Raw genomic sequence first — 14,897 nt, 5'->3', positions numbered from 1 at the left:
TGCGGTGAACGGCCCTAGCAGAGTTCGTATATGCGTAGAGACGACCGGGACGACCCCTTCGACGACTTCTTCCGGGAGATCGAGCGGATGATGGAGGACATGACCGGTGGCAACGTCGACATCAGCGCCGACGCCGGCTTCGGGGACGAGGCGCACTTCTCGATTCAGGAGACCGACGAGTTCGTCCGCGTCATCGGTGACCTCCCCGGTATCGAGCGCGACGGTATCGACATCAAGTGCGACGGGCGGAGCCTCACCATCGGTGCCCACTCCGAGCGCCGCGAGTACGAGGAACGGCTGAAGCTCCCCACCCGTGTGGACGAGCACACCGCGAGCGCGTCGTTCAACAACGGCGTCCTCGAAGTGACCCTCGAGCGTGCCGACGGCTCCGCCAACATCGACCTCCGCTAGGTACCGACTCCCGGAGCCTTCTCCAGCCCGCCCACGTCGGTCGAAAGTATCGAGACGTGAGGCCGGCCGTACGTTTAAACCCAGGTAGCCGTATCTCGGGACTACTGATGGGTAGTACCGGGCAGTCAGCGGTGTACGACGAGGACGAGCGGCCGGACCGAGGGGACGTCCGGGTCCTGCACCTCGACGACAGCGACGCGTTCCTGGAGCTGACCGCGACGAAACTGGAACGCGACGGGTTCGACGTGGTGTCGCTCTCCGACCCGCACGAGGCGCTCGACCGCCTCGACGAGGTCGACTGCGTGGTCTCGGACTACCAGATGCCCCCGATGGACGGTATCGAGTTCCTCGAACGGGTGCGTGAGGACTACCCCGACCTCCCGTTTCTGCTGTTCACGGGGAAGGGGAGCGAGGACATCGCCGGCCGGGCCGTCTCGGCGGGCGTCACCGACTACCTGCAGAAGCTCCCTGGCGACGAGCGGTTCACGCTGCTCGCGAACCGTATCGAGAACACGGTCGCGCAGTACCGCGCCGAGAAGCGAGCCGAGGAGACCGACCGCCGGATACGCGAGGTCCACGAGCGCGTCTCTGACGCGGTGGTCGCGCTCGACACCGACTGGCGGTACACCTACGTCAACGGCCACGCCGAGGAGCTGCTGGGCGTCGACGAGGGCGAGTTGCTCGGCACGTCGGTGTTCGAGGCGTTCCCCGACCTGGAGGATAGCGAGTTCGAGGCGGCGTTCCGCGAGGCGCTCCAGACCCGAGAACAGACCGCCGTCGAGGCGTACAACGAGGACACTGACGCCTGGTACGAGGCGCGGGCGTACCCCGACGAGGACGGCCTCTCCATCTACTTCCGTGACGTGACCGAGCGCCGGGAGCGCGAGCGCCGCCACGAGGCCATCTTCAACCAGACGTACCAGTTCACCGGGCTGATGGAGCCCGACGGGACGCTCGTCGAGGCGAACGAGACGGCGCTGGCGTTCGGCGGCCTCGACCGAGAGGACGTCGTCGGCAAGAAGGTGTGGGAGGCCTACTGGTTCCAGCACGGCGACGCCGCGACGGTCGCGCGGGCGTTCGTCGACCGGGCGGCCAGCGGCGAGTTCGTTCGCACCGACCTCGACGTCCAGGGGGCCGACGGCGTCGTGACCATCGACTTCTCGGTGCGACCGGTGACCGACGAGACCGGCGAGGTAGTCCTCCTCATTCCCGAAGGGCGCGACATCACCGAGCTGAAAGAGCGGGAACGCGACCTCCGCGAGGAACGGGCGTTCACCGAGAGCATCTTCCAGACGATGTCGGACCCGCTGTACGCGTTCGACGAACAGGGGGAGTTCCTCCGGTGGAACGACCAGTTCGAGACGGTCACGGGCTACGACGCCGACGAGATTGAAGCGATGACGCCGCTCGAGTTCGTCCCGGACGACGAGGCCGAGACCATCGCCGAGAACATCGCGACCGTCTTCCGCGAGGACGTGGCCGTCACCGTCGAGAGCTACTTCGAGACGAAGTCGGGCGAGCGCATCCCCTACGAGTTCACCGGTGCGCAACTGAAAGGCGAGGACGACGAGACGCTGGGGCTCGTGGGCGTGGGCCGCGACATCTCCGACCGGAAACAGCGGGAACGCGAGCTTCGCCGGCAGAACGAGCGGCTCGAGGAGTTCGCGAGCGTGCTCAGTCACGACCTCCGGAACCGGCTGAGCGTCGCCAGCGGAAGTCTGAGCCTGCTCGACGCCGAGGGCGAACACGTCGAGCGGGCCAGACAGGCGCTCACCCGCATGGAACAGCTCATCGACGACGTGTTGCGGCTCGCCGAACAGGGGCAGGTGGTCGACGAGACGGCCTCTGTCAGCCTCACGGAGGCCGTCGAGGAGGCCGTCGAGAACGTCGTCTTCGACGACGACGTGACGGTTCGGACCGCGTTCCCGCCCGCACGACGGATCCTGGCCGACAGACAGCGATTCGCCGAACTCGTGGAGAACCTCCTCGTCAACGCCGTGGAGCACGGCTCCACGAGCCCTCGCTCGCAGGCTCGCGAGGACGCGGTCGAACACGGCGACGAAACCGTGACCATCGAGGTCGGTATCGAGGGCGATACGCTGTACGTCGCCGACGACGGCCCCGGAATCCCCAGACCCGAGCGCGAGGAGGTGTTCACCGCCGGCTACTCGACGTCGAACGGGAGCGGCTTCGGGCTCGCCATCGTCACCACCATCGCCGAGGCCCACGGCTGGACCGTCTCGGCGACCGAGAGCGAACTGGGCGGCGCCCGCATCGAGGTGTCGGGCATCGAATCGCCCGCCGACCAGCAGTAGCCTTTTCGCGCCGGCGGCCGACCCTCGGGCGATGTCCGACCGCGTCTCGTGGCGCTACGACGCGACGACGCAGCCGTGGCTCCGTGGGCTGTTTCTCGTGGGATGTGGCCTGCTGTACGGCGTGCCGGTGCTGGTGCTGGGCGCCGTCACCGTGTTGCTCGGGCTGCTCCTCTGGACCGGGAGCTGGGAACTCCGGCTGCTGATCGGGCTGTTCGCGCTCGTCGGTGGGCCGCTCTCGCTTTTGTACCTCCTGCCGATGCTCCGCGACCCCGACCAGCGGCCCACGTTCTCCCCGGAGTCGGTCGAACGGACGCTCTCGACGCGGGCGAAAGCGGTGCTGGGGGTCGGCGGTGCGAGCCTGCTCGGGGTCGCGTGGGCGGTCGACCCCCGGCTCGCGGGCGGGCTCGTCGCCGTTGGCCTGCTCGCGGGCGTCGCCTACGCGATTTCCGCGACGCGCGGCACCCTCGACCCGGAGACCGCGACGCTCCGTGACCGGGAACGGACGTTCGACCTCTCGCGCGTGACTGGTTACCGGCGCCGACGACTCGGCCCGCTCGCGCTGGTCACGCTCTCGATTCCCACCCGACCGGGGCGGTTCGGTGGGGCGCCCTCGCGCGTTCTCGTCCCGGGTGAGCGACTCGACGAGGTGACGGCAGCACTCGACGCCGTCGTCGCCGCGAACGCCGACCGCGAGGTCGAGGGGCGCGAACCGAACCCGGCCGTCCGGTGGGTCGCCGCGGCGCTCGCGCTGGGGTTCGTGGCGGCGGGGGTCGGTGGCGTCGTTCTCGTGGGTGCCGGCGTCGGCTGGTACGTCGCCGCGCTCTGCGGGCTGTTCGCCGTCGTCTTCCTGTTCGTGGCCCGCGAGGGTTAGGCGCGCGAGCGGATCAGTGCCGCGAGCCGGTCGTAGAAGTCGGGGTCGTACTTGGTCGCCGCGTCCACGGTCGGCCGGGCGTTCGTCTCGGTGACGACCGCCCGGTCACCCGACACGAGCACGTCGACGCCGAGCCAGTCGATATCGAGCGCGGCCGCGGCGGCCTCCGCACACGCCCGGACAGGGTCACCGGGTTCGAGTTCGACGCCCGTCGCCTCCGCGCCGCGGTGGACGTTGTGTTTCCAGCCCCCCTCGGCGAGCGCGTCGTCGGGGAGGCGGCGCTCGACCGCGCCAGCGTACTCGCCTTCGATACACATGACCCGGTAGTCCCGAGCGTCGGGGAAGAACGCCTGGACGAGAAACGAGCGGTCGCCGGTCGCGCGGTAGTCGTGGACGAGGTCGAGGTAGTCGACGATGCCGGAGAAGGAGTCGAAGTCGTGGGCCTTCGCGATGCCCACGCCGCGCGTCGTGGAGTTGGGCTTCACGACGACCGGCGGGTCGAACCGCGACCACACCTCCCGGAGCGTCCCCTCACTGACCGGGTTCGACACCACGACCGTCTCCAGGGTGTCGACACCCGCCCGACGGAGGCGTGCGAGCGCTCCGCCCTTGTTCCGCGAGCGCAGGATGGCCTCGCGGTCGTTCACCCACGGCACGCTGAGGAGGGCGTCGGCCACGCCACCCTCCATCAGCCGCGAGGGAAAGACGAACCCGACGTCGAAGCCGTCGAAGTCGTCGGTGTCGAGCGGGATCGCGCGTTCCTTCGTCTGGACGTACTCGGCCGCGATGCCACGCTCTCGGAGCGGGTCGCGAATCCGGGTGAGGGTCTCGACGTTCGTGGCGACGGCCAGCCGGAGCATCGGTTGAGGAGAGGGAGGGCGGCACCAAGAACCGTTCGGCGTCAGCGCCGGAGCCACCACCAGCCCGCGACGAGGACGACCACGACGAGCACGGCTCCGCCGCCGACGAGCGCGAGGTCACCGCCCGGCCCCTCGGGTTCGGCGACGGTCACGGGGACGAGTTCCGGGACCGTGCGAACGGTCGTGCCGTCGGCCGTCTCGGCCGTCGCGTTCAGCGCGACGGCGTGAGTGCTCTCGACGGCGTCTTCCGAGACCGTGAGTTCGAACCCGACGGTGGCGGTCTCGCCGGGCGCGAGGCTGGCGACGAACGCCGTCGGCGACTCGCTGGTGAACGGCGGGCCGGCGGCGAGTCGGACCTGCACGTCGTCGAGCCGCTCGTCGCCGACGTTGGTCACCCGAACCTCGAGTCGGTTGTCGGTGTCGCTGCCGTAGGTGGCGTTGACGGCCTCGAACGCCAGCCGGTCGGGCTGTTCAGCGACGGCGGCGGCGAGCTGGAGCGGATCGCTCTGTCGAGTGGTGCCACTCGCGTCCGTGTAGCGCACGGTCACGTCGACCGGGCGGGGGCCGGCCTCGGCCGTGGGGGAGACGACGGCGGCGGCGGCGAACGCGGCTGACGCGCCGGGCGCGATGTCACCGACGGCGTACGTCGACTCCAGGGGCTGGACGTTCGCCGACGGCGAAGAGAGGACGACCACGGCGTTTCGAACCGGGGTCGCACCGTCGTTGACGACGGTCCCCCGGATGGTGCCCTGCTCGCCGACCGCAAGCGACACCTCGACATCGGCGAGTGAGAACGCCGGCGTGCCGGCGACCGCCACCCCGACGCTCGCCGGACGGGCAGCCGCCGTGACGCCCGCAGCACCTCGATAGGAGACGGCCGCGTCGAGCGCGTACGTACCACCCTCAGTGCCCGGGAGCGCCGTCACGCCGAACGAGACGGTCCGTTCGGTTCCAGTGGCCCAGTCGCCGAGGAACCGGCTGCTCGCCTGCGCGCCGTCGACGGCGAGCGCCCCGCTCTGCGACTGGAGGGCGACCGTCGCCTCCTCGGTCGCGGGGCCGTCGTTGCGGAGCGTCACCGTGACCGTCCCCGCCCCACCGGCGGCCACGTCGCTTTCGACGCCAGTCACCACGAACCGCCGGTCGATGCTCGGTGCGATACCCACGACCCCGGCGGCGGCGGTTCTCGGGACGCCGCGCGCGTCGTCGAACGCCGCCGTCACGCGGAACGGATACTCGTCGCTGACGGTGGTATCGGCGGCCGTCACGACGTAGGTCAGGGTGCGGCGCTCACCGGGCGCCCAGTCGCCGGCGAACCGACTCGCCGACCCCGCACCGACCGTCACGGCCGAGTCGAGCGATTCGAGGGCGACCGCTGTGTTATCTGCCGCCTCGTTCCCGACGTTCTCGACGGTGAGCGAGACCGTCCCGACGCTCGCGGGCCCCACGTCCGCGTCGACCCCAACGACCGCGAACCGCGCCTGTTCCACGACGCGGACGGTGACGAACAGCGTGTCGCGGAGCGTCTCGTCGGTAACGAACCCGTTCGGCTCCGAGATGGAGGAAGTGAAGCTGTATTCGACGTCCACGGGCAGTCGGTAGGTGCCGGGTGTGGCGTCCTCGTCGACCGAGACCGTGAACGGGACGACGCGCTCGCCACCGTCGGGGAGGCTCCCGATTCGCTGGCGGGCGGTCGTGACAGCGAGGGGCGCACCGCCGTCACGGAGGTGGACGCTCACACCCGTCGCCGTCAGGACACGCTGGTTCAACGCCGGGTTCGTCGTCGACGCCTGGTCCAGCTCGCCGGCGTTGGTGAGCGTCACCTGCAGCGTCGTCTCCTCGCCGGCGACGACCCGGTTCTCGACGAGCGACGCGCCGAGCCGCGGCTGGCCGTCGGCGTCGGCGAGGACCACACCGGGGGCAGCTACGAGCGCACAGACGACGAGGACCACGGCCAGTCGCGACCCGACCGACCGCCGACTCATCGTCGCACCCCCGTTCGGGGGCGGTCGGAGACGGTGCCAGCGGCGCGTGGTACGTGGGACATGGTGTGAGTGGTGGGGTGGGTGGTCGAGGGGCGATGCGGGCGGGTCATCAGAGATCCCGCCGTTCGAAGACGACGATGCTCACGACGACGAGGACGACCGCAGCGGCGAGCAGGACGAGCGCGCCCCCGAGGTCGTAGGTGCCGTCGTTGAGGATGTCGATGGGGCTGTAGTAGTGGGTCGGGCTGAGGACGGCGAGCCAGTCGAACTCGGTGTTCGCGGTGAGCGTGTCGAACAGGAACAGGGCGAACACGATGCCCATGCCGCCCCGCTGGGCGACACCGGCGCGGTTGACGAGCACCGACAGCAGTAGCCCGACGCCCGCACAGGCGAGCAGGTACGGAATCGAGAGCAGGTGGACCGCGAACAGCGAGATCGTGTCGACGCGCTCGCCGATGGCGAGCAGGCCGCCGTAGACGACGAACGGCGTCACGAGGTTGACGAGCAGGATGGGAACCAGCAGCGCGAGGTACTTCTCGACGAGTACGCGCGAGCGGGAGACCGGCGTCGCGAGGAGCATGTCCATCCGTCCGGATTCGACGTCGCTCGCGACGGTCGACCCGGCGCTGTACGCGATGTAGAGCCCCAGCAGGATGAGCCAGAGGAACTGGTACATCTCCGTCGAGAGGAACCCCTCGACGGTGGTGAGGCTCGCGTCGCCGACGAACCCCTCCTGGAACGCGGGCGGGAGGCTCTCGATGTACGTCTCGAAGTCCACGCCCGAGGCCGCGATGGAGGGGTAGAGGTAGACGACGAACAGCGCGAACACGGCGAGCAGCGCGGTGAGTACGAGCGACCCCCGGACGCGGCGTCGGGCCTCGTACCGCGTGACCTCGAACATCAGTCGTCACCGTAGAAGTGCATGAACACGTCCTCGAGCGGCGGTTCCTCGATCTCGAGGTCGACCACGTCGTAGCTGGCGAGAAACGCCAGCAGGTCGTTGTAGTCGCCCGCGAACGTGAACTGGACGCCGTCGTCCAGCCGTTCGACGTCGACGGCACCCCCGAGGTCGACCGTGTCGAGGCCCGTCGCGGTGTGGACGCGGACGCGCTTGCCGCCCCGTCGGAGCAGCGTGTCGACGTCTTCGAGCGCGACCAGTTTCCCCTCACGGATGACGCCGACGCGGTCGCAGACCCGCCGGACCTCGCCGAGGATGTGCGAGGAGAAGAACACCGTCTTCCCGCGGGCACGCTCCTCGCGCAGGAACTCGTTGAACACCCCCTGCTTGAGGGGGTCGAGCCCCGAGGTGGGCTCGTCCATGATGACGAGGTCGGGGTCGTGCATGAACGCCTGGACGATGCCGAGCATCTGCTTGTTCCCCCGCGAGTACTCGCGGATCTTCCGGTCGAGCGGCGGGTCGAACAGCTCCAGCAGCTCGTCGCGGCGGCTGTCACCTTTCAGCGAGCCCTGATACTCCAGATACTCCTCACCCGTCACCGTCTCGTCGAGCCCGGGGTCACCCGGCAAGTAGCCGATGTCGGCTTTCGCCTCGATGAGCGCGTCCTCGTCGCGGATGTCGTGGCCCAGCAGCGTCGCGGTGCCGTCGGTCGGGACCTGGAAGCCGAGCAGGGTCCGGATGGTCGTCGTCTTCCCCGCGCCGTTCGGGCCGAGGTAGCCGAATATCTCACCCTCGTCGACGGCGAACGACAGCCCGTCGTTCGCGCGGACGTCCCCGTAGTGTTTGCTCAGGTTCGATACCTCGATTGCCGCCATGGGTTCTTATTGACTGTATGACCAGATAGCTATTTGGGTCAGCAAGTCGTATATCGGGACGTAGCCAGTCTCTCGCGGCGAGTTTCTGGACGTTCGCTCAGCACCGTGACCACCACCCACCCACCCCAGACACGATGAGAGGCTTCAGCGACGACGAGCGGGACGCGATCCGTCGACAGCTCGTCGAGACGGGCCGCCGGCTGTTCGTTCGCTACGGGCCCGAGAAGACGAACGTCGCCGACATCACCGACGAGGTCGGCATCGCGAAGGGGACGTTCTACCGCTTCTTCGACTCGAAGTCGGCGCTCTACTTCGAGATATTCACCCAGGAGCGCGACGAGTTCCTCGCCGAGGTGGAGGCGGCGCTTCGCGACATCGACGATCCGGAGACCGCCATCGTCTGCCTGTTCGACCACTACCTGACGTGGATCGAGGAGAGCCCCCTGTTACAGCGGCTGGTCGTCGATTCGACGTACACGACGGCGTTCCGTGACCTCCCCGCCGAGGAACTCGAACGTACCCAGCGCGAGGCGATGGCCGAACTCCGGCCGTTCTTCGAGGCGTGGCGCGAGACCGGCGACCTCCGGGCCATCGAGTTCGACCTGTTTCTGGGGCTGCTGGGGGCGGTCGGGCTCGTCACCCTCCACCACGAGGAGTTCGACCAGCAGCTCGGACCGGACCGCTACGAGGAGATTCGCAACACGCTCATCGAGACGGTGGCGCGTGGGCTGACCCGGTAGCACCGCTCCGAGACGGGAAAACGCGAAAGGAGAGACAGACCGAGTTACGCGATGAGCAGCTCTTCGCCGCGCTCGACCTTGATGCGGCACGGCGGCGTGATCTTGTTGTACGCACGGCGGAACGCGTCCTTGACCGTGGCCGCGTCCTCGGGATGACACCACGCGGTGAACAGCTGTTCGCCCTTCTGCATCCGTGCGGCGGTGCCGACGATCTTCCCGAAGGACTGGCGCATCCCGTCGGAGACACGGTCCGCACCCGCACCGGTCGCCTGCTTGTTCTCGCGCAGGACCTGGTGGGGGAACTTCCGGAGGATCATCTTGTAGTCGCCCTGCTCGCCGAGCATCTTCAGCATCCGGCGGTTGGCGGACAGACGCGCGGACTCGAGCGAGCCGTGGCGGATCTGGACGCTCTCCTCGACGATGAGGCTGATCTGGACCGGGTAGTCGTCGGGCTCCTTGTCGATGCGGCCCATCTTGTACTGTGCGACCTTCGAGCCGGGGATACCCGTGATGTACTCCCGACGCGTGTACGACGGCTTGTCGATGTCACGGTACATCGACGCGGGTTTGTCGCTCATATTACTGTAGACGAGGCCCACGCCGTTAATGAAGGCTTCGAAGGCGTCTCGAACCCCGCGTGCCTGTCACAGACACCCGTGTCAGCACGGAGAAGAACCGGCAACGAGGACGACCCCACCGTTTCGGGTCGACGGCAGCCTCACTGGGTGCAGACTGCAAAAATCAGGGGCTCGACCCGGGAGTGACCGGGGAGTGTCGACGGGTACTGCTCAGTCGAGTGTGCCGATGACGTCGCGGTACTCGTGCTCGTTGAACGCCTTGAGCGTCTCCGACCGAACCGAGCCGCCCTTGGCGATTGTCAGCATCGCCTTTGCCGCCGCCTCGTCGTCCGGGAAGTCGGCGATGAAGACGATGTCGTACTGCCCCATCGTGAGATAGAAGTCCTTGAACTCGCCACCGACCGACGCGACGACCTCTTTCGCCTGGTCGAGGCGAGTGGGGCTGTCTTTGATGTTCTCGATTCCGTGCTGTGTGTAGTTCGTGAGGGTGATGTACGTCGGCATGATGCAGCCGAACCGTTCGGCGACATGAGGAATAGTTATAGACTGGATCGACGGGGTAGGCTCCTGTCGCGAGCGAGTAAGCCCGCCGTACGGGGCCAGAGCCGACCGTTCGCCCGGCGGCCGGCGGGCCGCTTACCGGGACGTAGCGGGGTGACATCGGTGTCGCCTGCATCCATATACCGCTTCGGGCCGTAGCTGAGCACGATGGTCAACACCTTCGTCGACGGGGAGTGGCGGACCGACTACGACATGCAGGACGACGACGGCGAGTTCGACCGCCAGCCGACGACGTTCCGCGATCGGCTCGGGGAGGACTACCCCGCCGAGGCGGGCCGCTATCACCTCTACATCTCGCGGGCGTGTCCGTGGGCGCACGGCGCGTCGATGGTCCGGTCGCTGATGGGGCTCGAGGACACGGTCTCGATGGACATCGTCGACCCGTACCGCGACGACAAGGGGTGGCAGTTCACCCCCGAGAAGGACGACTGTACCCCCGATACGGTCAACGGCTTCGACTACCTCGGCGAGACCTACCTCGAAGCGGACCCGAACTACACCGGCCGCGTGACGGTCCCGGTGCTGTGGGACCGCGAGGAGGGAACCATCGTCAACAACGAGTCCATCGAGGTGATGCGGATGTTCGCAGACGCGTTCGAGGGCAACGGCGTCGACCTCTACCCCGAGGACATCCGCGACGAGATCGACGAGGCGGTCGACGCCATCTACGACCCCGTCAACAACGGCGTGTACCGCGCGGGGTTCGCCGGGACCCAGGCGGCGTACGAACGCGCGGTTGGCGAACTGTTCACCGCGCTCGACCAGTGGGACGCGGTGCTCGCCGACCAGCGGTACATGGTGGGTGACGGCGAGCGGCTGACGCTCGCCGACCTCCGGATGTTCGCCACGCTCGTCCGGTTCGACCAGGTGTACCACACCCACTTCAAGTGCAACAAGCGACTCGTCCAGCAGTACGAGAACCTCTGGCCGTACGTCCGCGACATCTACCAGACGCCGGGAGTCGCGAAGACGGTGAACATGGCCCACATCAAGGAGCACTACTACACCACCCACACCGACATCAACCCGACCGCGTTCGTCGCCGTCGGACCGGACCTCGACTTCGAGGCCGACCACGACCGCGACGACCTCCCCGGCGAACCGCCGGCTACGCCCGTCGCCGACGTCTGAATTGCCGGGTTTCGGTACGGTCATCGGATGAGTCCGCCGGTAGCATTAAGTCCGTGCGTGTTAACCTCTGACACTGTATGGGAGACACGAAGCGCGGTCGCGAGCGCAAGGGTCGTGTGAAGCGAGAGCAGCGTCGGGAACGCGATATCGAGAAGGCTGTCGAGAAACGCGACGAGGAGCTCGACTTCGACGAGCTCTACGAGGACGAAGAGCTGTGAACGGTTAGGGCGACGGCGCGACCGTCGCCGTACACCACGTACACTTCCTGCGTACCATCGCCGTCAGTGTCCGCCAGCGTCGCGTGCGTGTAGATGGCCGCGTCGCGGTCGTAGCGCGCGCGAATCGTTCCGTCGGCGGGGTCGACGACGAGGACGCCGCCGTCGTTGGTCGTCGCGATGAGGTCGAGAACTCCATCTCCAGTCGCGTCACCCGCGACCGGCGGCGGCGTCATCTGCACCTCGGCGTCGGTGAGCGTCGTCGTCCACTCGGTCTCGCCAGTCGCACCAGAGAGCGCGTACAGCGTGCCGCTCTCGTCGGCGGCGTACACTTCGATATCGCCGTCGTCGTCACCGTCGAAGGGTGCGCCGACCGCGGCGAACTTCTCGACCGTGCGCGACCACTCCACCTCGCCGGAGGCGCCGTCGATGGCCGCCACCTCGCCCGCGGCCGTCGCCACGAGCAGTTCGCGGGCCGGGTCGTCGTCGACGTTGCCGTCGGCCGTCCACGTGATGCTCCCGTCGACGGTCGCCGTCCACGCCACGCCGCCGCGGGGGGTGAACGCGATGGCGGTGCCGTTGCCGAGGCCGACGACGACCTCCTTGCCACCCTGCGCGTCGAAGTTCGCCACCGCGGGCGCCGACCACGAGTAGGCGTTCAGGGGGCGACGCCAGACGACCGACCCGTCGGGCCGGACGACCGAGAGTTCGCCGTCGACGTCCGTGACGACCAGTTCCTCGGTGTCGTCGCCGATGACGTCCGCGACGACCGGGCGCGTGTAGCCGTAGTCCGAGAGGTTGTAGCGGAACAGCTGTTCGCCCGTGAGCGGGTCGAACCCGAGGACGGCGTTCTCCGTCGTCGAGGCGTACAGTTCGGGCCGACTGTCGCCGCCGGACGCACCGAGGAAGTCCGCGAGCGACGGGTCCGCGACGGCGTGGATGGTGCAGGCCTCGGGGGGAATCGCCTCCCGCCAGCGCGTCTCGCCGGCGCCGTCGAGCACGAGGAGTTCACAGCCGTTCTCGCCGTGGTGGCCGCCGATGGGGACGGCGACGACCGGCTCCCCGTCGACGCGGCCCGCCACGGCGGCGTGGTGGTTCCCCTCGATGGTGCTCGTCCCTGCGGTCCAGCGCTCGACGAGTTCGACCTCGGGCGTCTCCGAGCCGTCGCTGCCGGGAGCGTCGACGCCACCGGCACAGCCGGCGAGGACCACGAGCAGGGCGAGCGCCACCGCGAGGCGAGTGTGCGCGAGCGACGCGGAGACCAGCCGTTTCACACCGGGGGTTGTCCCCGAGGGAGTAAAGCGCCCGCGCTTCTTCGAGGGTCGTACCAGAACCACTTTTCGACGCTGGGCCCTCGACCACGGCATGGAACGACGACGCTTCCTCGCGCTCGTAGGCGGGGGAAGCACCCTCCTCGCTGGCTGTTCGGGCATTTCGGGGGACACGAACAGTTCGACCCCGACGCCGACGGAGACCGCGACACCTTCCGGCTCCGAGGACCTCCCCGACGGCATCTACGTCCAGCGGTTCAGCGAGACGATGTCGATGCAGGGGATGCAGACGGCGGGGCCGTACCGGGTGGGGTTCATGTACGCTGCCCCGCACGCCTTCTGGAACGTCAACGGTCGCGACCTCTCGAAGACCGAACGGAACGGCGACATCCACGGGATGGCCGTCGTGTTCCACGAGCCGACCGGGACGGTCATCCCGGAGACGGGGCTGTCGGTCGAAATCGACCAAGACGACGAACTCGTCAGCCAGGAGGTCATCTACCCGATGCTCTCCCAGCGGATGGGCTACCACTACGGCGCGAACTTCGGGCTCGACGGCGATGGTGAGTACACGGCGAAGGTCTCCGTGGGCGCGATCCCCGACGCCGTCGCGCTCACCGGGGAGTACGCGGGACAGTTCCGGGAGCCGGCGACCGCCGAGATACCCTTCGCGTTCACCGAGGAGGAGCGCGCGAAGGTGCAGGTGGAGGAGCTCGATGCCTACGGGCAGCCGGGCGCGGTGAAGCCGATGGAGATGGGGATGATGCCGCAGGCGACCGCCCCGCCCAAGGAAGACCTCCCCGGCACCGTCCTCGGCGAGCCCCTCGCCGACGACGCCCGGCTCACGACGACCGTGCTGGAGGGTGAGTCGGCGTCCCGGTTCGACGCCTCGACGTATCTCGCTGTCTCCGCGCGCACCCGCTACAACCGGCTCGTCCTCCCGGCGATGGCGCTGAACGCGACCGTGCGGCGCGACGGTGAGACCGTGTACGACGGCGCGCTCACCCGCACACTCGACCCCGACCTCGACTTCCACTACGGGGCGGGTCTCGACGCGTTGGCGTCGGGCGACGAGGTGACGCTGTCGGTGTCGACCCCGCCGCAGGTCGCCCGCCACGAAGGGTACGAACGCGCGTTCCTCCAGATGGACGACGTCACGCTGACCGTCTGAACAGCCTTTTGGCTCGCGAACCCCCAGAGAGACCAACCAGATGCGTTCAACGCTCGTGCTCGTCGCGCTCGCACTCGGCCTCGTGCTCGCGGCCGTCCCCCTGCCGGTCGCCGCACACGTCAACCACGTCTCGGCTGACGCGCAGGTCAGCGACGACGGCACGCTCGTCGCGGAGACGGCGTTCGTCGGCGCCGACGGCTACCTCGTGGTCCACCGCTCGGACGGGGGCGACATCGGCGAGCCCATCGGCCACGTCCCGCTCTTGCAGGCCGGCGGGCTCGAGACGGACGTGCGTGTCACCATCGATTCGGCAGTGTGGGCCGACTGGACGACACAGGAGATCTGGCTCGTCCTCCACAACAGCGACGGCGACGGCCGGTTCGACCCCGAGAATGACCCCGTCCTGGAGACGTTCGGTCAGGCCGCCGGTGAGCGTGTCACGGTCGCGAAGGGTGCCTCCGCGCTCGTGACCGCCGAGGCGTTCGCCCCGCAGCGGCTGAACGCCTCACACACCACCGTCACCGTTCGCACCGCCACGCACCCACGCGACGGCGCGGTCGTAGTTCGCAACGGCACTGACGGTCGGGAACTCGGGCGGACGGCGCTCTCGGCGGGGCGCCACGCGAACGTCACCGTCGGGCTGAACGAGTCGTTCCTTGCGAGCCACGAGCAGTTCACCGCGAGCGCGGTGCTCGTCGACGACGCGGGCGAGACCATCACCGCCGGTGAGGAGCCGGTCGCGACCACCTTCGGCGTCCGGTATCGGGGCGACGTGAACGCGACGCCCACGCCCGCGCTCGTCCAGACCGCGACGCCAACACCCACGGACGAGGGTGTACCGAGCGACGACACGGACAGCGCGACACCCACCGGACCCGAGGCGGCCACCGACGGCCCCGGATTCGGGCTCCTCGCCGCGCTCGCCGCGCTCGTGCTCGCCGGGCTTGTGGGCTGGAATCGGGCATGATGCCGGTGACATCCGGCACTCCGCTTATACGCGGGGCGTGCCGAGGACGAG

General features: G+C 68.6%; 15 protein-coding genes. 8 read left to right on the top strand and 7 right to left on the bottom strand.

Annotation, left to right across the window (positions count from 1 at the left end; genetic code table 11):
* Positions 1–30 precede the first annotated feature (30 nt).
* The 3 genes from NL126_RS09510 to NL126_RS09500 all read left to right on the top strand — a co-directional run bounded on the left by NL126_RS09510 (position 31) and on the right by NL126_RS09500 (position 3,597).
* Complete coding sequence (locus NL126_RS09510) at positions 31–411, top strand: Hsp20/alpha crystallin family protein (protein WP_255198684.1); 381 nt, start codon at positions 31–33, stop codon at positions 409–411.
* A 107-nt stretch (positions 412–518) separates the two neighbouring features.
* Positions 519–2,726 (top strand): PAS domain S-box protein, encoded by a 2,208-nt coding sequence (locus NL126_RS09505; protein WP_255198683.1) that lies wholly within the window; start codon positions 519–521, stop codon positions 2,724–2,726.
* Positions 2,727–2,757: 31 nt separating this feature from the next.
* Positions 2,758–3,597, top strand: a complete 840-nt coding sequence (locus tag NL126_RS09500) for a hypothetical protein (RefSeq protein ID WP_255198682.1) — start codon at positions 2,758–2,760, stop codon at positions 3,595–3,597.
* On the opposite strand, the gene NL126_RS09495 is transcribed toward NL126_RS09500, so the two are convergent.
* The 4 genes from NL126_RS09495 to NL126_RS09480 all read right to left on the bottom strand — a co-directional run bounded on the left by NL126_RS09495 (position 3,594) and on the right by NL126_RS09480 (position 8,212).
* Entirely contained in the window at positions 3,594–4,457 is an 864-nt protein-coding gene (locus NL126_RS09495; protein WP_255198681.1) for an ATP-grasp domain-containing protein, read from the bottom strand. The two genes, NL126_RS09500 and NL126_RS09495, sit on opposite strands and share 4 nt — an antisense overlap.
* A 41-nt stretch (positions 4,458–4,498) precedes the next feature.
* The gene (locus NL126_RS09490) at positions 4,499–6,439 is read right to left on the bottom strand and encodes a COG1361 S-layer family protein (protein ID WP_255198680.1); all 1,941 of its coding nucleotides are present in this window, start codon (positions 6,437–6,439) and stop codon (positions 4,499–4,501) included.
* Positions 6,440–6,548: 109 nt separating this feature from the next.
* Positions 6,549–7,340 carry an ABC transporter permease gene (locus tag NL126_RS09485; protein ID WP_255198679.1) on the bottom strand — a complete coding sequence of 264 codons (792 nt, stop codon included), beginning with the start codon at positions 7,338–7,340 and terminating at the stop codon, positions 6,549–6,551.
* Positions 7,340–8,212, bottom strand: a complete 873-nt coding sequence (locus NL126_RS09480) for an ABC transporter ATP-binding protein (RefSeq protein WP_255198678.1) — start codon at positions 8,210–8,212, stop codon at positions 7,340–7,342. Before NL126_RS09480 ends, NL126_RS09485 begins: the two co-directional genes overlap by 1 nt.
* A 134-nt stretch (positions 8,213–8,346) precedes the next feature.
* On the opposite strand from NL126_RS09480, the gene NL126_RS09475 reads away from it, so the two are divergent.
* Positions 8,347–8,952, top strand: coding sequence for a TetR/AcrR family transcriptional regulator (locus NL126_RS09475; RefSeq protein WP_255198677.1), 606 nt, complete (start codon positions 8,347–8,349; stop codon positions 8,950–8,952).
* A 44-nt stretch (positions 8,953–8,996) separates the two neighbouring features.
* Here NL126_RS09475 and NL126_RS09470 read toward each other — a convergent pair whose 3' ends face one another.
* Together NL126_RS09470 and NL126_RS09465 are read right to left on the bottom strand one after the other, a co-directional pair.
* A complete protein-coding gene (locus tag NL126_RS09470; protein ID WP_255198676.1) occupies positions 8,997–9,530 on the bottom strand; it encodes a 50S ribosomal protein L16 in 534 nt (177 codons plus the stop codon).
* A gap of 210 nt (positions 9,531–9,740) precedes the next feature.
* Positions 9,741–10,034, bottom strand: coding sequence for a GYD domain-containing protein (locus NL126_RS09465; protein ID WP_255198675.1), 294 nt, complete (start codon positions 10,032–10,034; stop codon positions 9,741–9,743).
* 204 nt (positions 10,035–10,238) lie between these two features.
* Here NL126_RS09465 and NL126_RS09460 point away from each other — a divergent pair, with 204 nt between their 5' ends.
* Together NL126_RS09460 and NL126_RS09455 are read left to right on the top strand one after the other, a co-directional pair.
* Complete coding sequence (locus tag NL126_RS09460) at positions 10,239–11,222, top strand: glutathione S-transferase family protein (RefSeq protein WP_255198674.1); 984 nt, start codon at positions 10,239–10,241, stop codon at positions 11,220–11,222.
* 77 nt (positions 11,223–11,299) lie between these two features.
* Positions 11,300–11,440, top strand: coding sequence for a hypothetical protein (locus NL126_RS09455; RefSeq protein ID WP_255198673.1), 141 nt, complete (start codon positions 11,300–11,302; stop codon positions 11,438–11,440).
* Here NL126_RS09455 and NL126_RS09450 read toward each other — a convergent pair.
* On the bottom strand, positions 11,419–12,711 hold the full coding sequence (locus NL126_RS09450; protein WP_255198672.1) for an outer membrane protein assembly factor BamB family protein: 1,293 nt from the start codon (positions 12,709–12,711) through the stop codon (positions 11,419–11,421). The two genes, NL126_RS09455 and NL126_RS09450, sit on opposite strands and share 22 nt — an antisense overlap.
* Before the next feature lie 91 nt (positions 12,712–12,802).
* Here NL126_RS09450 and NL126_RS09445 point away from each other — a divergent pair, with 91 nt between their 5' ends.
* Complete coding sequence (locus NL126_RS09445; protein ID WP_255198671.1) at positions 12,803–13,879, top strand: DUF7350 domain-containing protein; 1,077 nt, start codon at positions 12,803–12,805, stop codon at positions 13,877–13,879.
* 40 nt (positions 13,880–13,919) lie between these two features.
* Positions 13,920–14,846: a DUF7282 domain-containing protein gene (locus NL126_RS09440; RefSeq protein ID WP_255198670.1), complete on the top strand. Its 927-nt coding sequence runs from the start codon at positions 13,920–13,922 to the stop codon at positions 14,844–14,846.
* Positions 14,847–14,897: the final 51 nt, after the last annotated feature.

Source organism: Halorarius litoreus (genome assembly GCF_024362405.1).
GTDB lineage: Archaea > Halobacteriota > Halobacteria > Halobacteriales > Haloarculaceae > Halorarius > Halorarius litoreus.
Note: the sequence above shows the minus strand (reverse complement) of the source record. Positions and strands in the feature narration are given on the sequence as shown.